This window comes from Micromonospora sp. MGP-C2 (assembly GCF_057766525.1).
Map to the genome: position 1 here is coordinate 6,749,871 of NZ_JBYMEN010000002.1, position 21,520 is coordinate 6,771,390.

At 68.5% G+C, this 21,520-nt stretch carries 17 protein-coding genes; 10 read left to right on the plus strand and 7 right to left on the minus strand.

Annotated elements, in window-relative coordinates; translation table 11 throughout:
• Window position 1 precedes the first annotated feature (1 nt).
• The 8 genes from AC3CF1_RS31015 (at window position 2) to AC3CF1_RS31050 (ending at window position 8,152) form a co-directional block, all read left to right on the plus strand.
• Entirely contained in the window at window positions 2-1,351 is a 1,350-nt protein-coding gene (locus tag AC3CF1_RS31015; protein WP_435794872.1) for an O-antigen ligase family protein, read from the plus strand.
• Window positions 1,348-2,943 (plus strand): lipopolysaccharide biosynthesis protein, encoded by a 1,596-nt coding sequence (locus AC3CF1_RS31020; RefSeq protein ID WP_488451858.1) that lies wholly within the window; start codon window positions 1,348-1,350, stop codon window positions 2,941-2,943. Before AC3CF1_RS31015 ends, AC3CF1_RS31020 begins: the two co-directional genes overlap by 4 nt.
• A gap of 7 nt (window positions 2,944-2,950) precedes the next feature.
• A complete protein-coding gene (locus AC3CF1_RS31025; protein WP_354983643.1) occupies window positions 2,951-3,853 on the plus strand; it encodes a sulfotransferase domain-containing protein in 903 nt (300 codons plus the stop codon).
• The gene (locus AC3CF1_RS31030) at window positions 3,850-5,112 is read left to right on the plus strand and encodes a hypothetical protein (RefSeq protein ID WP_488451859.1); all 1,263 of its coding nucleotides are present in this window, start codon (window positions 3,850-3,852) and stop codon (window positions 5,110-5,112) included. The genes AC3CF1_RS31025 and AC3CF1_RS31030 overlap by 4 nt, the downstream gene beginning before the upstream one ends.
• A gap of 221 nt (window positions 5,113-5,333) precedes the next feature.
• Complete coding sequence (locus tag AC3CF1_RS31035) at window positions 5,334-5,816, plus strand: UDP-N-acetylglucosamine--LPS N-acetylglucosamine transferase (protein WP_354983645.1); 483 nt, start codon at window positions 5,334-5,336, stop codon at window positions 5,814-5,816.
• A 74-nt stretch (window positions 5,817-5,890) separates the two neighbouring features.
• A complete protein-coding gene (locus tag AC3CF1_RS31040) occupies window positions 5,891-6,505 on the plus strand; it encodes a glycosyltransferase (RefSeq protein ID WP_354983646.1) in 615 nt (204 codons plus the stop codon).
• Entirely contained in the window at window positions 6,502-7,422 is a 921-nt protein-coding gene (locus tag AC3CF1_RS31045) for a glycosyltransferase (protein WP_354983647.1), read from the plus strand. Before AC3CF1_RS31040 ends, AC3CF1_RS31045 begins: the two co-directional genes overlap by 4 nt.
• Before the next feature lie 73 nt (window positions 7,423-7,495).
• On the plus strand, window positions 7,496-8,152 hold the full coding sequence (locus AC3CF1_RS31050) for a class I SAM-dependent methyltransferase (RefSeq protein ID WP_354983648.1): 657 nt from the start codon (window positions 7,496-7,498) through the stop codon (window positions 8,150-8,152).
• Here the strand turns inward: AC3CF1_RS31050 and AC3CF1_RS31055 are convergent.
• Both AC3CF1_RS31055 and AC3CF1_RS31060 read right to left on the minus strand, forming a co-directional pair.
• The gene (locus AC3CF1_RS31055) at window positions 8,136-9,140 is read right to left on the minus strand and encodes a glycosyltransferase family 2 protein (protein WP_354983649.1); all 1,005 of its coding nucleotides are present in this window, start codon (window positions 9,138-9,140) and stop codon (window positions 8,136-8,138) included. The two genes, AC3CF1_RS31050 and AC3CF1_RS31055, sit on opposite strands and share 17 nt — an antisense overlap.
• Window positions 9,137-10,024 carry a WecB/TagA/CpsF family glycosyltransferase gene (locus AC3CF1_RS31060; protein ID WP_354983650.1) on the minus strand — a complete coding sequence of 296 codons (888 nt, stop codon included), beginning with the start codon at window positions 10,022-10,024 and terminating at the stop codon, window positions 9,137-9,139. The genes AC3CF1_RS31055 and AC3CF1_RS31060 overlap by 4 nt, the downstream gene beginning before the upstream one ends.
• A 130-nt stretch (window positions 10,025-10,154) precedes the next feature.
• On the opposite strand from AC3CF1_RS31060, the gene AC3CF1_RS31065 reads away from it, so the two are divergent.
• The gene (locus AC3CF1_RS31065) at window positions 10,155-11,021 is read left to right on the plus strand and encodes a glycosyltransferase family 2 protein (RefSeq protein WP_354983651.1); all 867 of its coding nucleotides are present in this window, start codon (window positions 10,155-10,157) and stop codon (window positions 11,019-11,021) included.
• Between the two features lie 147 nt (window positions 11,022-11,168).
• A complete protein-coding gene (locus AC3CF1_RS31070) occupies window positions 11,169-13,247 on the plus strand; it encodes a DUF4082 domain-containing protein (RefSeq protein ID WP_488451860.1) in 2,079 nt (692 codons plus the stop codon).
• 111 nt (window positions 13,248-13,358) lie between these two features.
• Here the strand turns inward: AC3CF1_RS31070 and AC3CF1_RS31075 are convergent, their stop codons facing one another.
• The 5 genes from AC3CF1_RS31075 to AC3CF1_RS31095 form a co-directional block, all read right to left on the minus strand.
• Window positions 13,359-14,405, minus strand: a complete 1,047-nt coding sequence (locus AC3CF1_RS31075; protein WP_354983653.1) for a glycosyltransferase — start codon at window positions 14,403-14,405, stop codon at window positions 13,359-13,361.
• A gap of 12 nt (window positions 14,406-14,417) precedes the next feature.
• Window positions 14,418-15,245, minus strand: coding sequence for an ABC transporter permease (locus AC3CF1_RS31080; protein WP_354983654.1), 828 nt, complete (start codon window positions 15,243-15,245; stop codon window positions 14,418-14,420).
• Entirely contained in the window at window positions 15,242-16,357 is a 1,116-nt protein-coding gene (locus AC3CF1_RS31085; protein ID WP_354983655.1) for an ABC transporter ATP-binding protein, read from the minus strand. The genes AC3CF1_RS31080 and AC3CF1_RS31085 overlap by 4 nt, the downstream gene beginning before the upstream one ends.
• 50 nt (window positions 16,358-16,407) lie before the next feature.
• Window positions 16,408-17,547, minus strand: a complete 1,140-nt coding sequence (locus tag AC3CF1_RS31090) for a glycosyltransferase family 2 protein (protein WP_488451861.1) — start codon at window positions 17,545-17,547, stop codon at window positions 16,408-16,410.
• Window positions 17,548-17,633: 86 nt separating this feature from the next.
• Window positions 17,634-21,341, minus strand: coding sequence for a DUF4082 domain-containing protein (locus AC3CF1_RS31095; RefSeq protein ID WP_488451862.1), 3,708 nt, complete (start codon window positions 21,339-21,341; stop codon window positions 17,634-17,636).
• Between the last annotated feature and the right edge of the window lie 179 nt (window positions 21,342-21,520).

Below are 21,520 nucleotides of genomic sequence, written 5' to 3' on the forward strand. Positions count from 1 at the left end.
GGTGTCTGTCACTCTCGCCCTGGCCACCAGCGAGCCGGATGGAGAGCACCCGTCGGCCATCGCGGCGCCGTTGCCACCGCGGCTGCCGCGTTGGCCGCTGCTGATCATGTTCGGTCTGGTCCCGCTGTGGTGGCTGGCCGGCGCGTTCTACCTGATCTGGCCTCTGTTCGGCGCGGTGCTGCTGGCGTTGCTGATCGTCCGGGGTCGGGTGCCACTGCCTCCGGCCACCGGCATCTGGTTGCTGTTTCTGGCCCTGGTGCTCCTCAGCGCCACTCGACTACCCTCGCCCGTCTCGCTGCTTCCCTTCGGCCTGCGGCTGGGCTATTACGTCACCGCGCTCGTGGTCGGCGTGTACGCGTACGTGTATGCCAGGGAGCGAGTCGACCCGGCGGCGGCGCTCGTGCCGATTTGCGCGTTCTGGTTCGGTCTGGTCCTGTTGGGCTGGCTCGGTGTGCTGGCGCCGCGATTCGCGCTGACCACCCCGATGGAAATGCTGCTGCCCGCAGGCATTGCGGGCCACCCGTACATGCAGGATCTGGTCCACATCAGCGCCGCCGAATACAACCACCTGTCGCCCAACCCGATCTACCGTCCTGCGGCACCGTTCCCATACACCAACAACTACGGAAGCGCGTACGCGATGACGCTGCCCTGCGTCGTGGCGTACACCATGTTGCGCCGTCGTGGTTTCCTCCGTTGGGCACTGCTCGTGTCGCTGCCGCTGTCGCTGGTGCCGACCTTCCTCACCCTGAACCGGGTCATGTTCGTGAGCCTCGGTGTGGGCCTGGCCGTGCTCGGCGTGCGGGCCGCGCTGCGGGGAAACGCCCGGGTGGGCGCGTCGGTCGGCGGGGTCCTGGTCATCGGAGGGCTCACCAGTCTGTTGATCCCGGTGGCTCAGTTGATCAACAATCGGGTCGAGTCGACCGACACGAACACCGACCGGCTCTCCCTCTACGCCGAGGTCATTCGCCGCCTCGGGGATTCGCCGTGGCTCGGTTACGGCGCACCCATCACGGTGGACACGGTCACGGCGGAGGTTCCGGTCGGCACCCAGGGGCAGCTCTGGATGGTGTTGTTCAGCCACGGCATACCGGCGTTGCTCTGCTTCCTCGCCTGGTTCGTGGTCGTCACCCTGAAGAGCGCGCGGGCCCGCTCGGCACCCGGTCAGTGGCTGGCGGTGGTCCCGGTGATCTGCCTGGTGCAGGTTCCGTTCTACGGCATGGCCGACCCCACCATCACCGTCGCGTTCTTCGGGGTCGCCGTCGCGATGGCGCTCGCCGAAGGGGAAGCGGGCCTGCGGCGCGTTGACCGAGCGCACCCCGCCTCCCTCGGCGAGGCCGTCGCGGGATGACAGCCGGCACCCACTCGGCCGTCGACGCCGGCTACGACGAATCCTCCATCGACGGGGCGACCGAGGCCCGGCGCAGCGCTCGTACGGGTCTCGCGGGTCTGGCCGGAGCCGCCGCCAATGGTCTCTTCGGCTTTCTGCTGGTGGTCGTCATCACCCGCAGCTACGGCACGGTCGGCTCGGGCGCGTTCTTCGCCGCCATCGGCATCGTCACGGTCACCGCCGCCATGTGCACCCTGGGCGCGGAGACCGGCCTCATCTGGACACTGCCTCGCCGGCGTCTCGGCGGGCGAGGCGACGCCGCGCGGGTGCTCCCGGTGGCGCTTCTACCGCCGCTTGTGGTCGCGGTCGTCGTCGGCCTCATCGGGGTCTTCGCGGCGGACGCGCTCGGGCCACGACTGCTGGACTCGGGTGTCGGCGCCAAGCCCCTGATCGCGGCCAGCTTCGCGGCGGTGCCGCTGGTGGTGGCGATGACGCTTCTGCTCGCCGTGGTGCGCTGCGTCCGGCCGATCGTGGCGTACGTAGGCGTGCAGTCGGTCCTGGTGCCGGTCGCCCGACCGGTGCTGGTCGGTGTGGCGGCCGTTGCCGGCGGTGGTGTGTTCGTCGGTATGGCCGGTTGGCTGGTCCCGGTGGCGATCGCCGTCGTTGTCTGCCTGGCGCTGGTGGCGGGTCCGCTCGGTGTCGGCCGGGGTGCTGCACTGCGCCCCGAGCGGGCCGACTGGTCGACGTTCTGGAGATTCGCGCTGCCGCGTGCCGCGTCCGCCGCAATCGACGCGAGCGCGGTCTGGGTGGGCGTACTGCTCACCTCGGTTCTTGCCGGGCCGGCCGACGCTGGCGTGTTCGGCGCGGTCGGTCGCTACATCCTGGCCGGACAGTTGGCCATGCAGGGGCTGCGGGTCGCGGTGTCGCCGCAGCTGTCCCGGCTGCTGGGGCGCGGCGAGCGGGCCGCCGCGGCGACGGTGCACCGGCAACTGACCACCTGGGCGCTGGTGCTGTCGTGGCCGGTCTACCTGCTGCTTGCGGTGTTCGCGCTCGCGTTCCTGCGGCTCTTCGGGCCCGAGTTCACCGTCGGCACCACCGCGATGACCGTGCTGGCCCTGGCCATGCTGGTCAACACCGGTGTGGGAAACGTGCAGAGCCTGCTGCTGATGGGCGGTCGCAGCGGCCTGCACCTGACCGCGACGGTGGCCGGGCTGCTGCTCACCGTCACTTTCGGGCTGTGGCTGATCCCGGGGTACGGCGTGACCGGCGCCGCGGTCGCCTGGGCGGCCGGCATCGTCACCGAAAACCTGACCGCGTTCGGCTGTGCTCGTGCGGTGCTGGGCCAGCCGCTGGTCGACGCGGTGCTGCTGCGCGCGGCGGCTGGGGTGGTCGTCGGGGTGGGAGTCGCGGCCCTGGCCGGCGTGCTCGCGGGCGGTCGGGGGATTCCCGGCCTGGTGGTGGCGCTGAGCGTGCTGGTTGCCGGCTGCGTCGGCATGTTGACGGTGCCCCACCTGCGACGGTTCATCCAGGTGACCATGAGGCAACTCCGTGTCGAAGCGGGGTCGGCATCGGCAGCCCCCGGTGCCACCTCCACGTCGATGAAGGGCAGGTGAGGCGACGGTGCTGTCCATCCGCGACCGGGTGAAGCAGCTGGTGCCGAGCCAGGTGACCAACCGGGTGAAGGACTCTCTGGTCGACTACGGCGTGCGCACCAGCGATCGGCGGCCGTTGCCGGACTTCCTCATCATCGGCACCAAACGGGGCGGCACCACCTCACTGTGGAACTACCTGATCGAGCACCCGCTGGTGCCGCGCCTCTTCCCTGGCTGGAACACCAAGACTTCGCACTACTTCGAGGAGAACTGGCACCGGGGCGAGGCATGGTACCGCTCGCACTTCCCGACGTCCCGGCAGCGGGCGACGCTGGAGAGTCGGCACGGCGGCCCGGTACGCGTTGGTGAGGCCGCTCCGCTCTACATGTTCCATCCCCTCGCCGCGCAGCGGGTCGCCGCGCTGATGCCCACGGTGAAGGTGATCGTGTTACTGCGTGACCCGGTGGAGCGGGCGTACTCGCACTGGAAGGAACGGCGGACGCACGGCATCGAGCCGCTGGACTTCGCCGACGCGCTGGCCGCCGAGGAGGAGCGGACGGCGGGGGAGCGGGAGCGACTGATGGTCGAGCCGGAGTCGTTCAGCGAGCCCTACGATTGGTATACGTACCGTGCCCGGGGGCGCTACCTGGAGCACCTGGAGCCATGGCTGGACCGGTTCGACCGTGACCAGATCCTGTTCCTGCCCAGCGAGGACCTCTACCGCGACGCCCGGGGCGCCTACCGCAGGACGGTGGAATTCCTGGGGTTGCCCGCGCACGACCTGCCGACCTTCAAGGTCTACAACGATCGCCGGTCGGCGCCGCTGCAGCCGGACGTGCGAGCGGAGTTGACCGACTACTTCCGACCTTACAACGAGGCCTTACGGCAGCGGCTGGGGTTGGACCTCGACTGGCCGGACCAGGCACCATGACGGCGCGACCAACCGTCTCTAGCGACCCCCGTTCGCGCAGGGACGGACTGGGCTGGGTCACCCGGGCGGTGTTCGGCGACGAGCGCATTGCACTCACCGTGGGCGGTCCACCGCCGTCCGGGCACCGCGCCGCCGCCCATTACGCGGTCGTCCCGTCGCTGGCTCGGGCGCGGTTTCTGCTGCCGCTCGGCGCGCCGCGCGCCACGGCCGCCTCACTGCTGGCGTACAACGCGCTGCGCCCGCGGAAAGTGCGGGCGGTGCGGGCCGTGCTGGGAGTGCTGGCCCGGGTTGGCGCGATTGACCTGGCGCCGTTCCCCCGGCTCACCGTGTCGCTACCCGTAGAGGTTGCGGCCGACGAGGTACTGCTGGCCGGGCAGCTGGGCGCCGTACTCGGCGGGTCTTCGGTGTACGCGGCCTGCGGAGTTCGCCCGCCGGACCCGAACCACAAGCCGACTCTCCAACTGTTTGCTCCGGACGGTCGCGCCCTCGGGTACGCGAAGGTCGGCTGGAACGTCGCCACCCGGGCACTGGTGACCGCCGAGGCGGCGGCCCTGCGCGAACTGGGGACGGTGACCGGCGTGCCCGACCACCCGGTGGCACCCCGGTTGCTCGCCGAGACGGCCGCCGGGGGGCAGGTGGTCGCGCTCGTCGAGCCGTTGCCACCGGCCGTACGGGGGGTGGCGGCCGGTGCACCCCCGCGAGTCGCCGCATTGTTGGCGGTAGCCCGTCGGGGCAGCCCTCCGGAGCCACCGCGACAGCTCAACGGGTCGCCGTTCCTGGTCCGGCTCACCGTCGAGGCGGAGCGCGCCGCTGCCGGTTCACCGGACGGCGCTCGGGCGGTCGCCGCCGTCACCGCGTTGACGCGCCGGCACGATGGCACGGCTGTCGAGTTCGGGCACTGGCACGGCGACTGGGTGCCGTGGAACCTGGGGGTGCACGCGGGCCGCCTGGTGGCCTGGGACTGGGAGCACAGCGGGCCGAGCGTCCCGCTCGGCTTCGATCTGGCACACGACGCGTTTCAGCGGGCACTGGTGCTCCGGGACGAGCCAGCCGTCGCGGCGGCCCTGGCGGTCGACGCCCACCTTGACCGGTACGGCGCCGAGCTGGGGCTTGGGCCGGCGGCCCGAGGTTTGGTGGCTGACGCCTACCTTCTGGAGCTGTGGCTGCGTGTCTGGCGGCTCGCCGACGCAGGCGCGGGCTGGAATGCCGCGCTGCACCCCGCGCTGCTGGGCGTCATCGAGAAACGGCTCAGCGGCTGACCCGTCAAGATCAGCGGCGCCCGGTCCATCATCGCCCCGAAATGTGAGCAAGAAGTTTCAAGTTATGACGGTCGTCGATGCGGGTGATTGCGTCCATCTGGCCTGTTCCGTCTTATTGAAGATCTACGGGTCTTGTGATCGCTCTATTCACCGACTGGGGACGTGTGATGTGCTGTTGCATGGCTGCCACCGAAATTCCAAGCGAACTTGTGGGGAGTCGCGTGGACACGACAATTGAGAATGCCAACGATCTCGGCGTCCTGCTCCTGGTGAGCTCCAGTGGCGGCCATCTGGCCCAACTGCTCGCCCTGCGTCCGTGGTACGAACGCTGGGGGCGTTGCTGGGTCACCTTCGACACCCCTGAGGCGGTCTCGCTACTCGCCGGCGAGGAAATGGTCCGGGCGCACCATCCAACCACCCGCAACGTGCCGAACCTGTTGCGAAACACCATCCTCGCCTGGCGGGTGCTGCGGTCGCGCCGGGTCGCCGCGGTGGTGACCACAGGAGCCGGAGTGGCCGTCCCGTTCGTGCTGCTGGCCCGGCTCTTGCGTGTTCCAACCGTCTACATCGAGGTGTACGACCGCATCGACACCGCGACCCTGACCGCCCGGCTCTGCCGGCCCTTCCTCTCCGCGATGCTCGTGCAGTGGGATGAGCAGCGGCGGCAGTACCCGGAGGCCACCGTCGTGGGGACCCTGTTGTGAGCGCCGAGAGCAGCGGCACCGTCCCCGTACGCTCGCTCACAGCGGGTCGACCTCGACCGGCGTCCAGCACCGGGATGCCTCGATCGCGCCGCTCGGGTGACGTCGTCCAGGCCCGGGTGCTGGTCGCCGTCGGCACCGACAAGCACCCCTTCGACCGCCTGATCCGCTGGCTGGTGGATTGGCACCGCGGCGTGGGCGAGGACGTCGGCCTGACCGTTCAGCACGGGCACACCCGCGCACCTGCGGTCCCCGGGGCGGTGACCTTCCTCAGCCACGACGAACTGCAGACCGCGATGGCCGAGGCCGACCTGGTGGTCTGTCACGCCGGGCCGGCCACCATCCTGGAAGCACGCAGACAGGGGCATCTGCCGATCGTCATCCCCCGTGACCCTGCCCGAGGCGAGCACGTCGACGACCACCAGCAACTCTTTGCCCGTCGCTTGGCCGCAGCCGGCATGGTGGCGCTGGCCGAGACCCGGGAGGTGGTGATCGAAGCGCTCACTGCGGGGCTCGCCAACCCGATCCGGTTCGCCGTCGCAACCGACCCGGAGGCGTGCGAGGCACGCCGGGCGGCGGTCGAGCAGGTCGGGAGAATCGTGGAGGATCTGGTGGTCGCCTCGGCCGGACATCGGCAGCGCCCGAGATGGCGGCTGTGGGTACGGCCGGACCGGAACGGGGAGCGGCGATGACCGGCCTCCCGAGCGTGAGCACGGTGGTGCCCACCCGGGACCGTCCGGAACTGCTGCGGGCCGCGGTGCGCGCCATCCTCGACCAGGACTATCCTGGCCCAGTCGAGGTGGTGGTGGTCCACGACCAGTCGGAACCGGATCATTCGCTGACGGAGCTGTCTCGCCTGGACCGCCAGGTCCGAGTGATCCGTAACGAGCGGACTCCCGGTCTGGCCGGCGCGCGCAACTCGGGGACCCTCGCCGCTACCGGGGAGTTCGTCGCCTTCTGTGATGACGACGACGAGTGGCTGCCCGGCAAGCTACGGGCCCAGATCGAGGCCCTCACCGCTGCCCCCGAGGCGGAGTTCATCAGCTGCGGCATCCGGGTCAGTTACGACGGCAACACTGTCGACCGAGTGCTGGCCAGGGACTCGGTCACCCTCGCGGACCTGCTTCGGGACAGGATGACCGAGCTGCACCCGTCCACGTTCCTGATCCGCGCCGCCCCGCTGCGCGCCGGGTTCGGGTTGGTCGACGAGGCGATTCCTGGCAGCTACGCGGAGGACTATGATTTCCTGCTCCGCGCGGCGCGCAGCGCGCCGTTGGTCAACCTGCGCACGCCGTACGTGCTGGTGCGCTGGCACAAACGGTCCTACTTCGCGCAGCGCTGGGACACCATCTCCGAGGCGTTGCAGTGGCTGTTGGAGCGCCATCCCGAGTTCGGCACCCAGCCAGCCGGCGCCGCGCGGGTCTCGGGGCAGATCGCCTTCGCCCGCGCCGCTTCCGGCGACCGACGGGGGGCGATGCGCTGGGCTCGGCACGCCTTTCGGTACAACCCGCGCGAGCCGCGCGCATACCTGGCGCTGGCGGTGGCCGGGAGGGTCATCCGCGCCGAAACGGTGCTGCGCAGACTCCACCTGCGGGGTCGGGGCATCTGACCGAGGCAACCTCTCGGTTCTTGACGGCACCAGCAGATCGTGACGACATCAGCAGAGCAAAGGATGAATCTTCGTGGGACTTCATGCGCTCAGGTTCCGTCTCGTCGACTCACCGACCTCACTGGGCGCGAAACGGCGGGCGCGGCGCGCGGCTTGGCTGTCGGACACGTTCCCGAACCTGGCGGACATGACCGTCCTCGACCTGGGCGGCCGGGTGGAAAGTTGGGCGCGAGTCCCCGTCCGGCCGGCACACGTGCACGTGGTCAACCTGGAGCCGCTGCCCGCGGATCTGCCTGCCTGGGCCGAGGCTGACCACGCCGATGCCTGCGAGCTGCCCCAGAGCATCCGGCGCCGCTCGTATGACCTCGTCTTCAGCAACAGCGTCCTGGAGCACGTGGGCGGCCACGAGCGTCGCCGCCGGATGGCGGAGGCGGTCCGTGAGTTGGGGCGGGCGTACTGGGTGCAGACGCCGTATCGGTACTTCCCGGTCGAGCCACACTGGGTGGCACCGGGAATGCAGTTCCTGCCGGTGTCGGCGCGGGTGGTGATGGCGCGCAAGTGGCCCCTCGCCTATGCGCCGGGCAAGTCCTACGAGGCCGCCATGAGGCAGGTCCTGACGACCGATCTGATTGGTCGCGCTGAATTCCGGTATCTGTTTCCGGACGCCACCATTCGCAACGAGCGTCTGTTGGGCATGACCAAATCGATCATCGCTATCCGACGACACTGACCGAGTCGGCCGGAGGCGGTGGCACAGCGCTCGGGTCCTGCGGCGGCCGGGGCTCGTCAACTGGCGGCCAGCCCGCCGACCAGACGTGGCGTTGCCGCCAGACTGACACCCAGTCGACGCCACGGGACCGGTCGGCGGCGAGCAGTGTCTTGCCGACGGCACGCAGCCCGACACCGACGGCCAGCAGACCGATGCCGAGCCGGGCCCGTGGCGGTGACCAGTGGCGGCAGACATAGGTGACCTTGCCCCGGAGGATCTTCACCCGCTGCCCCTCCGAACTCGACGACGCGCCACCGACATGGATCACGGCGGCGTCAGGGTTGAGGATCGGCCGAGCACCCAGGGCGGCGACCCGAGACGCCAGATCGATGTCATCGCTGTACAGGAAGAACTGCGGGTCGAAGCCGCCAAGTTGGTAGAACAGATCCCGTTCGATGAGCATGAGGCAGCCGGACACCGCCGGTACTTCGCGTACTGACTGCCGGTCGTACCGAGGCAGGCCCTCGGGATTTGCCCAGTGGTAGCGGGAGAAGAGGGTCGACAAGCCGGTGGCGAAGGTGAAATGGCTCCACAGGCTCGGCATCCCCCAGCAGGAATAGCCGTCATCCGTGCCGTTGGCGTGCAACGTCCGTCCGGTATAGACGCGGTGAGCCGGCCGCCGTCGAGCGAACGTGAGGAGCTCGGTGACCGGGTGGCCGACCGGAACAGTGTCCGGGTTGAGCAACAGCAGGTACTCGCCGTCGCTGACGACCGCGCCCCGGTTGACGGCACGGCCCCAGCCCACGTTCTCGGCCAGTCGGATCAGCCGCACCTCGGGGAAGCGCTTGGCTATGGCGTCGGCGGAGCTGTCGAGCGAGGCGTTGTCGACGACGGTGATGTCGAACCGGACGTCCGGGGTGCGGCTGTCGACGAGTTCCCGTAGACAGCGCAGGGTCAGGTCGCGGGTGTTGTACGAAACGATGACGACCGAGACGTCGGGGCGGCTCACAGCGGATCTCCGGCCTGGATCGGCAGCCGGTGCTCGGACCCGTCGGTGGGGAAGGGCTCCGTGCCAGTCGCGATCCGGTCCGTGTGGGCTTCGCGCCGGAGCCGGAACCGCTGTCGGGCGCTTACCGCCAGCAGTTCCAGCGCGAACGGGAGATCGTGTACGAGGTACCGGCGCATCAGCCGCGCCGGCTCGCTGGCCAAGCGGTGCGCCCACTCGAGTCCGGACGCTTGCATCCACTGTGGGGCTCGTCGGTGCGCGCCCGCGACGAAGCCGATGGCAGCACCACAGCCCAGGAACCAGGAACTGGGCAACAGGGGACGCAGCCGGGCGATCACCCGTTCCTGCTTGGGAAAGCCGAGCCCGACGAACACCAGGTCCGGTCGCGTCGCCACCACGCTGGCGCAGACCGCCTCGAACTGGTCGGGTCGGGTGTCGAAGCCAAACGGCGGGCTGAGGTGTCCGGCGATCCGCAACTGCGGGATGCGGGACCGCATGACCTGTTCCGCGCGGCTCGGGGTGCTCGGTGCGCCGCCCATCAGGTAGATCGAGCGTTTCTGCTCGGCCAGCGCTGCTGACAGGCTCCAGATCAGGTCCGAGCCGGGAACCCGGGCCGGCAGCGGTCGCCCGGCGATGTGGCTGGCCCACACCAGCGGTTTGCCGTCGGCCACGACGAGGCTCGCCGATTCGACGTGTGCCCGTGATTCCTGATCTCGGCGAGCTCTACGAAGAATGTCCACATTGGGGGTGACGATTTGTCCGCCCCGACCCGCGGCAAGTTCGTTGACGACATGTCGAATTACGTCATTCTCCTCTATTGGGTCGAAGTCGATTCCGTAGACGTTGACCCGACTTCCGACACGAGAACCGTGCGCATGGGAGGGCATGGGAAAGCAATCTACCGACGCCGTGTGCGGAGGCAAGGCATCAAACGGGCAGCATCTGTGGGCTTCCGTGAGACAACCCTAGGCCATTCGACCGGTTGTTGGTTCGCCTCTCGGCTGGGAGCATCGATGCGTGCGAATTAGTGTCATCATGCCCGCGTTCAATGAAGCGGCCGGGATCGGTGGTGTCCTGGGGCACCTGCTCGCATCTCCACAATTCAGTGCGGACCTGGAGGTCGTCGTCGCCGCGAATGGATGCACCGACGACACTGCCGCAGTCGCTCGTTCTTTTGGCGTACACGTCGTGGAAATTTCGACGCCGTCCAAAGCCGCCGCATTGAACGCCGCTGACCAGGCAGTAAGCGGCGAGGTTCGCATTTATGTGGACGCCGACGTGCCCGTCACGGCCGAATTGTTACGCCAGCTCGCCGCCACCGTCAGCCAGCCCGGAGTCGTCGCCGCGGTGCCCCGGCCACTGATCGACACCTCGGGTAGCACCTGGCCCGTCCGCGCCTACTACGCGATCAACGCCAGACTGCCGGTGTTCCGCAACCGCCTCTTCGGGCGTGGGATCATCGCGCTCTCCGCCGAGGGGAGGTCCCGATTCGTTCGGATCCCCGACATCACGGCCGACGACATGTTCCTCGACGCGGTGGTCGGCGCGGACGAAAAGGTGGAAATCGAGGCGGTGGTCCGCGTACGCGCGCCGCAGCGAACGGGGGATCTCATTCGCCGGGTGGCCCGCGCGCGGGAGGGCAACGCGCAGTTCTGGCGCTTCGTCCGCTCCGCCCCGCCGGAGTACGGGCTGCCGGCCGACCCGGTGCCCGGTCCGAGTTCCTGGTCCTGGCTGCGGCACGTTCTGCTCCGGTCGCCCTGGCTGCTGCCGGAGGCGGCCTGCTACGTCACGATCATCCTGCTGGCCGAGGCGAAGAGGCGCTCGCCAGGGTGGAGTGTCCGCTCCGGCTGGGGGCGGCAGGAGGCGCCCCAACTCCGGCGATGACCCCTCGCTCGGCGGATGGCTGTCGCTTGGCCGGTACGGCGGCGGATGGGCATTCGGGACGATTTGGGCGCCCATTCTCAAGTATCCATTAAGTCTCGCGGAGGGCCGTACCTGATCAGCTGCTGCTTCTCGTTAGCCCAGACAGCGATGACTGACGGGTGCAGCAGCTCTCCACGTCAGCCAAGTCGTACTGGGGAGGGGTTTCCACTTCGACCAAGCGGGGTGGCGGCAGTAAGAGATCTAATCCGAAAGGTGCCAAGTCTCGTGGAAAGCCAGCATCCGCCCGCTCCTCTGGCCCCCCGCCCGCACGGCGGCGCCGCCTCGCCGCCACCGGGGCTCCGCCCGCGTCGCGGGCGCTTGATCTTCACCATCGCCGCGGCCCTGGTCATCTTGGCCTCGGCAACGGTCATCGCCGCTCGGGCAGCGACCAGCCAACCCGCAACCTATTCCTTCTTCACCGGGACGGACGTCTCGGACGTGCCGACCGATTCCGATACCCAGTCCGTCGAGCTCGGCCTGCGCCTCACGTCGAGCAGCAACGGGACGCTGACCGCCGTCCGGTTTCTGAAGGCGAACGGATCCGGAACTTCGCACCCGGTCAACGTCTGGTCGACGGCAGGCCAGAAGCTGGCGACGGCGACCTCGACCAGAGAGTCGAGCTCGGGCTGGCAGGAGGTGAAGCTCCCGACGCCGGTTTCGATCAAGGCTGGCCAGGAGTACGTCGTCTCGTACCACACTTCTCGGTACCGGGCGACGCAGGAGTTCTTCAATCGCACGGTCAAGTCCGGTCCGCTGTCCACGGTTGGCAGCGCCGGGGTCTACCTGTACGGCAGCGAGGGCTTCCCCACGTCGACCTGGAAGGCGAGCAACTACTGGGCAGATGTCGTCTTCGTTCCCGCCGCAGGTGGCTCGACCTCACCGACTGCCACTGCCGGTCCGACCACGACGCCGACCCGTACCCCTTCGGCGTCTCCCTCTCCGACGCGCCCTCCGACTCCGGTCCCGACGCCCAGCCCGACGGCGACGGCGGCCAATCCGTTGGCCCTGCCCCGTATTGCCTGGGAGGGCGGTCCCGCCTACTACGGGGCCTACCCGGTCGCCCGGACGGCGGGCTGGACCAACCCGGCTTTCTTCCCGATCGGCGTGTGGCAGGAGAGCGTGATCGAGGCGCGTGACACGGGCCTGGACAAGAGCGCAGGACTCAACACGTACGTGGCACCAACTGACAACAGCAACCTGCGGCTCATCGAGAACGCCGGGATGAGCGTGATAGGGGGCAACAGCCAGCACGTCGGTCCGTCGACCGTCGGCTGGTCGCTGTCCGACGAGGTCGACATGTGGGGCGGCCCGGGCAGTTCTGCCTGGACCGGCAACCACCCCGGCCAGGGAGCAGTCTGCCAACCTGCCAACGGTCGCTGTGGATACACGATCCAGGAAGCGATGCTCAAGCGCTTCCCTGCCGACGGGCGGCTACGCTACGCCAACTACGGCAAGGGCGTCATGTTCTGGGAGACCGATGCCGAGGCGGGCCGTTTCGTCAACGGCTACACCAGCGTGGTCTCCAACGACATCTACTGGTACACCGATCCGGGCGTCTGCGTGTCCCCCTCCGAGGGGCCTGGCATTGGTGTACGGCCGGAAAACTGCCGGCGCGCCGCAAACTACGGCCGGACCATGGATCGGATGCGCCAGCTCGACGGGGCCGACGGCAAGCGTCAGCCGATCTTCGCCTTCGTGGAAGTGGGGCACCCGTTCACCGAGAACGGCGCACCGACCATCACCGGTGACCAGATCGCCGGCGCGGTGATGAACTCGCTGATCCACGAGGCGCGGGGCATCCAGTACTTCAACCACAACTTCGGTGGGTCCTGCCTCTCGCAGCACGTGCTGCGCGATCGCTGTGGCGCTGCGGTCCGACCGGTGGTGACCGAGTTGAACCGGCGGGTGACTTCCCTGGCGCCCGTGCTGAACACCCAGTCGTACGAGTGGCGGTTCAACGCGAACCTCGACACGATGCTCAAGGCGTCCGGGAATTCGTACTACATCTTCGCGATGCCGGGCCGGACCGGCGGCACGGGCTCCCAGGCTCTGACGCTTCCGCCGGGAATGAAGGGGACGCGGGCCGAGGTGCTGTTCGAGAACCGCACGGTGCCGATCAGCGGTGGCGCGTTGCAGGACACGTTCGCCCGGGAGTCCGCGTACCACATCTACAAGATCACACCGTGACGCCCTGACGGACCAGCAGTCGATCGTCGGGATTCCGGCCCCACTGTGGTGGAGCCGGAATCCCGACGGCCACGCAGCGGTCCAGCCCGTGTCGGGTGGCCACTGGCACCGTCAGTAGCGGTGGCCGATCTCTTTGAAGAACGCCAGGATGCTGGCGCTCTCCCGTTCGGCCGAATACTCGGCCCGCACGTGCCGCGCCGCCTCCACCCCTCGCGACCAGCACCAGCCGGGCTGCTCGGCCTCCCGGATCAGGCATTCCTCCAATGTGCGACTCATCCCCAGCAGGTCACCGGTGGGAACCGGCTGGCTGAAGGTGGGGTCGAAGAACTCCCGACCACCGAAACCGTCAAAACCGATCACATAGTTTCCGGACGCCATGGCCTCGACCGCCGGTAGCCCGAAACCCTCCTGATAGCAGGAGCTCAAGAAGATCGTCGAAGCGCGCAGCCGGCGGGCGACCTCCTCCTGAGAGACACCATCCACCGCATCGATGGTCCACCCGGCCAGCGCGCTCCGAGCCCGCAGCACATGCAGGACGTTCTCGGCGTCCGCCCGCCCGCGCCGCGGCATGTAGCTGATCACACGTCCGTTGGCCCGCTCGGGTGGGTGGAACAGCGCCGCGTCGACGCTCAACCGGACCCGGTGGATCGGCTTGCGGAACGCGTATTCGAGGAGGTCCTGGCTGTGCTCCGAGACCACCATGACGCCGAGCAGAGCGGGGCTGCCCAGGTAGTGCCGCGTGACCGTCTCGGCGTCCACGTTCCAGGTGAGGTGCCCACTCTGGTTGAAGACGACGTGCCGCACGCTCGCCGGCAGCCGGGACAGCAGCCGGGCGTCGGTCTCGGGCACCACGAGGAGATCGTCGGGTCCGAGCGGGCTCGATTTCACATCGGTGACCCGGGTTTGATGAGGGAACCAACTGCACCGGAAGCCGCGCCGCTCGTGCAGCACCGCGGCGGCGACCCCGGCCTCGTTGAGCACATCGACGTGTCGATAGAGGGTACGGATGCCGCCGGAGGGCTTGTTGTAGTCGCGGGCCAGGTAGTAGATGGTCGGTGCCGCGGAAGACTTCTCCCGCACCCGGATCTTGGGCGGCCCGTGCTGCCGATACTGCTGATAGACCCGGTACGCCCGCCGTGCCTGTTCCTCGAGGCCCATCGTCCGCCGCCCTCAGATGCTCAAGATGCCGAGCTTGCGGGCGAGTTTGAGAGAGCGGTCGAAGACGGTCAGGCCAATCGCGAACATGATCACACTGAACCCGGCCAGGATCGCCAACGACGTCAGCGGGGACAGGCCCTCGGCCGGCGGGTCGCTCATGAGCAACTGCCGCTCGGCCGAGATGACGTACGAGTGCGGCACGAGGTAGCTGACCCAGCGGATCCAGTCCGGCAGGACGCTGATCGGGAAGAGGGTGCCGCCGAGCACCCCCGCGGCCAGGCTGTAGAGCATGATGACTGGCTCGCCGCGCTTGAACAGGATGATGAAGCTGGCGGCGAGGGTGCCGACGGCGTTGCAGGCGGCTATCCCGACCAGGAACACCAGCAGCGCGAGGGGGATGGACCGCCATTCGATCTGGGCACCCAACAGGCTGCCGAACGCGATCATGAATGCCGCCATCACCGTGCCAGTGACGCTGCGCCAGATGTTCATCGCGATCGGGATCAGCGCCCACGGCACGGGCTCCACCAGATAGGTCTCGAGCGTGCCGCGTTCCTGCGCGAACTGGAGCCGGTTTGTCAGGGCGGTCAGCGCGTCCTGAAAGCCCGCGGTGACACTCGCGCCGATGAGCATGAAAGCGAACGCGTCGGTGGCATTCAGGAACGTGCCCTGGAAGAAGTAGAGCAGCACGGGAAAGACCACCGCGGCGTACCGCAGGATGGTGGTGGCCGGGAACATCCGCTCTTCCACCAGGTCGATGCGGATGTAGGCCGCACAGGTGTCGAGCGATTTGCGCCAGAGCCCACGGCGGCCGATCGGAGCGGTATAGGCCAAGCTCATATCGCTCTGCTTTCTGCGGTCTGATCGTGACGGTAGGCGCGAGCGATGAGGTCCCGCAGTGGCATCGGGATCTCGCGGACGTGCCGGACGTGCCGGGCGGTCGCACCGAGCGCCGCCAGCACGTCACCCGCTCCATCGCGGACCTTGAGCCAACACCGGACGGTGGCACCGTCGATGGTGAGCTCCAGCCCCAGCGACGTCAGATCCGCAGCCGCCTGGTCGGCTGCGCCGGCCGAGGCGAAGACCAACTCGAGTTGCGGGCGCTCCCACTGCTCCCGCAGGCTGTCCAGGTCACCGAAGTACTTGACCCGACCCTTGTCGAGCAGCAGGGCCTCGGAGCGCAGCGCCTCGATCTCTTCGAGGCGGTGCGACGAGATCAGCACCGCGAGTCGCTCCCGCTGGACGAGATCGGTGATCAACCCGAGGAGCCCGTGCGCGGCGATCGGATCCACCGCCCCGGTCGGCTCGTCGAGGATGAGCACCCGGGGGCCGGGCAGCAGCGCGCGCGCCAGTCTCAGCCGGGCTTTCATGCCGGCCGACAGGCCGGCGACGACCGTGTCGACCCGAGACTCGAGGTCCACTGTCGCCAGGACCTCGGGGATCCGGGTCGCCATCGACCGCGATGACATGCCCTGCAGCCGGCCGTGCATGTGCAGGTTCTCCCGGGCGGTCGCCCGCATGAGCAGGCTCCGGTCGTCCGCCGGCATCCAGCCGACGACCTGGCGGATCTGCTCCGAGTCCCGTCCGACGTCGAGCCCGAGGAGAGTGCCGGTGCCGCGCGTCGCCGTGGTCAGGCCGACGATGATCCGGAACAGGGTGGTCTTCCCGGCGCCGTTCGGGCCGACGATCGCGCAGATCTCGCCTGCGCGCACGGTCAGGTCGACGCCGTCGAGCGCGATGACGTCGGACTTGATGTGCGTCCGCGCCAGGACCCGCATCCACCGTGGCGTCGGTTCGTACACCTTGGTCAGGCCGGCCAGGACAAGGACGTCCTCCGCGCCAGCCCGTTGCGCCCGGCCGGAGCCATCCGCTGTGGTGGGTGTGCGCGATCGCACGCCCGACGGGAGTTCGGCCACGCCGACGTCACCCGCGCTCTCCGAAATCGCCGACATGCCGTCAGTCGCCCCTTCACCCTTGTGCTTGTGCTTGTTCGCCGCGCCGGTCAGACCCGGATGCCCCGCCAACGCCACCAGCCCCACCGCACCCGGCGATCGACCCGGTCGGCCAGCAGCCGCAGCCGGGACGGGCGCTCGGGCCGTCGTCCGCCGCTGACGTTCCGTTCGTAACGCTGCCAGAGCCGTGACCCCCGCACCTCGGCGTCGATGCCCTCGGCCAGCGTCGCCAACCGTTCGGGCAACTCGTCATCGCCGTCATCCAGCTCGGAGGCCCGGCACGCGATGGACAACGCCGTCCGGGCGAGCGCGGCCTTGGCCGCCTCGTGCAGGTGGCGCACCGGCTCGACCCGGTCGCCCTCTTCGGTGAAGACGATCTCGAAGACGCTGTTGCGCTCGGTGATGTCCCGGACCATGCCACCGAACTCCTGGACGTGCATGTTGGCACCGTGGACGCGGTAGAAGGCCTGGTCGACGCCATTGACCCGGCCGACGTGGGCGCGGGCGGCGGCCCGCAGCCAGAGCAGGAAGTCCGCAGCGTGTGGCACCCGGGCGTCGTAGCCCTTGAGGTCGTGCATGACGCTCGCCCGCATGACCACCTCGGGCGTCGAGACCGGGTTGGTGGCCCGCTCGCAGTTTTCCCGCAGCCACTGTTCGCCGGTCCAGATCGTCCACGACGTTACCCGGGTCCGCGGCGTCGGGGTGCGGTCGTTGAACGCCGCGGAGAAGCCGTAGACGAACCCGACCTCCGGATGCGCCTCCAGCAGCGCGGTGGCCCTCGCCAGTGAACCCGGCGTCAGCAGGTCGTCCGCGGAGAGCAGGACGAGATAGTCGCCGGTCGCCTTCGCCAAACCCTCGTTGTACGTGGCGATGTGGCCCTGATTGACGACATGCTCGATCACCTGGACCCGCGGATCCACGGCGATCTCGCGGGCCACCTCGACGCTGCCGTCGGGCGAGGCGTCATCGACGATCAGTACATCGACGTCCACGTCCTCCTGCGTGAGGATGCTCTGCACACAGGCTGGGAGATAACGGCCGTAGTTGTAACAGGGAACCACGACGGAAACGGTCGGCCGCCGCCGCAACGGGTGCGGCCGTTCCCGGGTCACCACGCGGCGACGGCTAACGTCGGCCAGGCTCACCCAAGACTCCCTCAATTGCCCGTGGACAGAAACCCGCGCAAGCATGGCCGCGCCGACCCTCAAGGTGCCGTAAGGCCGCGTTGACGCACAACCTCCAATTGCCTCGAGCTGCTGTCCAGTAGTTGACTGCGTCAGGCGTTCGGTTGGAATACGACGTCCACCCAGAAGTTGTGCGAAACGGCAGAATCGGGGAAGCCGCCTCCGTAACGGAAGCTAGCGCCGCCGGCCGGTATGTGCAGCGGTCCGCGATCAGTGCCCTGGCCCGCGAACGCGTTGAGGGTGACGGCATACTGCCCGACCGAAGTCCAGTAGGAGACGACGTACGTGGTGCCCGCCGTAATGCTGACGGGTTGCGAGAATGTGGCGGTCTGCCATCCGGATGCGGTCTCGCTCGTGAACGACGCCGTCGCCAGCACATTCCCGCCCGAGGTCCACAGCGTGCCGGTGTGGAGTCCGTTGTTGTCCGGCCCCTTGAAGAACCGCACTCCGGTAACCGAACCGTTGACGTCCGCGGTAAACCGCGCGCCGACCTCGGTCGAGTTCGAATCGTTCCAGTTCGGATGTTGCGGCGTGTCCGTGCCGCTGAACAGGCTGACCGGCTGACCCAGCGGGGGAGTCGGGCTGGGACTGGACGTCGGTGTCGGTGTCGGAGTGGAACCCGGAGGTTGAGCCTCATCCGGCACGTAGAGCGGGTCCACCCAGTAGTTGCTGGACCGGTACGAGTTCTGCGGGAACGCGTGGTTGCCATAGTTGTAGACACCGTTGGCAGTTGTCGGTGGCGCGCTGAGCGGCCCGTTGGTCCAGAGCGTCGAGAAGAAGTTGGACGTCGACGCGTAGTGGCCGTTGGGCGCGAAGTACGACGCGACGTACGTCGTACCGGCCGTCACCGAGATCGGGTTGTCGAACCGCACACTCTGCCAGCCTGCGCCCGACTCACCGGAGAACGTGGCACGGGCCAGCAGCGTGCCGGAGGCCGTCCACAGACTGCCGGTGTGCGTACCGGTGTTGCCCGGACCTTGGTAGAAGCGCACCCCGACGACCCGTCCGTCTGTCGACGGGACGAACTTCACGCCCAGTTCGACGGCGCTGGGATCGCCGTCCGCAGCCGTCTGCGGCGTCGCGTTCGGCGCGAACATCGTGTAGATGGCGGCGTACGCATCGGTGGTGAAGGACCAGACGGTCGGCTCGTCACCCGGGTTGCCCTGGTTGTCGGCCACGGTCACGGTGGCGACGTAGGTGGTCGCGGTGGCCAGTGGGGCCGACGGAGTGAAGGTCACCGTCTTGGTCGCATCGTCGTATCCCACCGTGCCGGGGACGGGCACGTTGGCCTGGTTCTTGAGGGTGAACTGGATGGACGTCGGGTTCAACGGCTTGGAGAAGATCACCGACGGGTGTGCCGTGATCGGCACGGTGGTGGCGTTCGCCGACGGTGTGGTTGCCACCGGGCTCGGCGGGCCGGCCTCGCTGTCGATGAACGCGACGTCCACCCAGTAGTTAACATCGTTGTACGTCAGTGTGGGGAAGCCGGTGCCGTAGGCGAAGACGCCGTTGCCGCGGGACGGGGTGGATCGGGGTGCGATCAGCGGTGCGGAGTTCACGTCCCGGCCGCTGAATACCAGTGGGTCGGCGGCGTAGCCGCCGTTGGGCGCGGTGTATGACGCGACGTACTCCATGCCGTGGGCGATGGGCACGGGGCTGGCGAAGCGCAGCGTCTGCCAGCCGGCGCTGGTCTCCCCGACGAACGTTCCAGTGGCCAGCCGGGTGCCTGTGCTCGTCCAGAGGCTTCCGGTGTGCGTACCGGTGTTGCCTACGCCTTTGTAGAAGCGGACACCTGTGACGTAGCCGTCGTCCTGCGAGGTGAACCGCACGCCCAGCTCCACCGGGGAGCTGTCGTTGACCGAAGGGTTGTCGGGCACCCGGGAGCCGAGGAGGGTGCTGGGCCCGGCCAGCTTCAGGCTGACCGTGGATGGCGTCGTCTGCGTGTTGGCGCTGTCATCCATCGCCCGGGCCCGGACGACCTGGGTGCCGGCGCCGCTGGCATGAAAACTGTACGACCATGACGTGGTGCCGTCAGCGGCGTGCCAGGTGGCGCCGCCGTCGGTCGACACCTCGACGCCCGCGACCCGGCCAACGCCCAGGTCGGCGGCGGTGCCCCGCACGGTCACCAGGGAGCCGTTGGTGACCGTCGAGCCGTTCGCCGGTGCGGTGATGGTGGTTGTCGGTGCCACGCTGTCGGGAGACGCCGACGCCGCCTGGAGGCCCGACATCAGCGTCGCCGGCTGAACCCCCATGTCAGCGAAGAGGTTGACGGTCGCCTGCTGCATTCGGCTGTCGGCCGGCGAGGTGATGCCGTCGTGGACCGAGTCCAGACCCCACGCCCACTGGACGGTCCCGGCACCGAACACCAGAGCCCCGCTCGGTGCGCGGTACATCGTGAGGTGGTGGGTGGTGGTGCCCGGGGTGACCCTGTTGCCGAAGTCGCGCAGGTATTCAGGTGTGGATCCGGTCGTGGTGGAGAGGCGGATGAGTCCGGCTGGCCGGAACCCGTTGTCCACGTCCTCGTCGGACTCGTAGCCGATCGTGTGCGGGGCGAGCGTCGCCGTCTGGCCCGTTGCGATATTGGCGAGGCCGGTGTTCCGCCACAGCCGGAACTTGCCCTGATATTCGGGGACCTGAAGAGCGAGATCGGTGTTGTTGCTCATGTAGGCGGTGCCGGTCAGTGCATTCTCGGGTTGCCCCGCACCGTTGCCGGGCTGTATGAAGCGCGGATCTCGCCAGGTGCCGGTCCATTCGTTGGTCGGGTCGATGTCGGCATTGGCCCAGGTCTCCTTGTAGCAGACCAGCGTGCGGTGCGGGGTGTTGGTGCCATCCACGCTGGGCGCGAGCCGCGTCCGCCAGTAGGCCTCGTTGCCGCTGAAGAAGGCCAGGTTCACGCCGGCGTCGCGGGCCGCCTCGACGTTGGTGCGCTCGGGGCCGGACCAGTACTCGTCGTGTCCCACCGACAGGAAGACGTCGTGGTTGCGGATGAGGCTCCCACGTCGATCGGTGTCGATGTCCGTGGTGTAGCTCACGTCGTACCCGTTGCGCTCCAGGAAGCGGATCATGGGGTACTCGTTGCTGAACAGGAAGTCGCGACCGCTGCTGCTGCCCCGGGTGGAGAACGGCCGGTTGTAGCTGACCTCGTACGCCCGGCCGTTCTGCAGCGCCTCGTAGAAGTTTCCGCCGCCGTACGTGTTGTAGGCGTGCCAGGTGGCGTCGGAGGTCTTGAAGAAGACGCTTGAGGTGCTGCTGTCGTTGCGCACCACGAACGTGATGTGGCTCGCGCTGTCAGTGGGGACGTCGGTGCGCTTCAGCCGGGCGATGTACACACCGGAGACGGCGTCGGCGGGAACCTGCCACGAGGCGGATACCTGCCAGTTCCCACAGTCGAACATCTGGGTCTCGTGGTTGGTGATGCATTCGTCGGGTTGGTGCTGCGGCAGTGACGCGGACGGCGTCACCGGCGTGATCCACCGGGCGCCGGCGCCGCCGTACCAACCGAGGCGATAGATGTCGATGGTGTACGCGCTCGCCACGGTGTCGATCTTGAAGTCGAGCCGCTGGCCACGATTCACGCTGATGTCGGTGGCGAAGCCCTGGATCGTCCAGTCGCCGAAACCGTCGACGTCCCACTCCGAGGCGGGTTGGCCCGACTGAGCGTTTTCGCAGACCACAGGATTCGTATTGCAGGTGGCGGCAGCGGCTGGGGTCGGCCCGGCGACCGCTGTGGCGAGGATGACGCTGACGACGGCCAGGGTCGCGAGACCGGGCCGCGACCGGCGGCGCACACCGCCCGTCACGGTCGCACCGATAGCTGGCGGCAACGCTTGCGGCAGCGCCGGCCGGATCAGTGCTGCGGTCTCATCGCGCCCGCAGGCGGTGCCGGATTTCCCGGTCGAGACAGGGTTCATCGCCATCGGGCACCAACCTCTCGATACGAGACGTCACGGCGCCTGCCGGGCGGCTCAATATTGAAAAG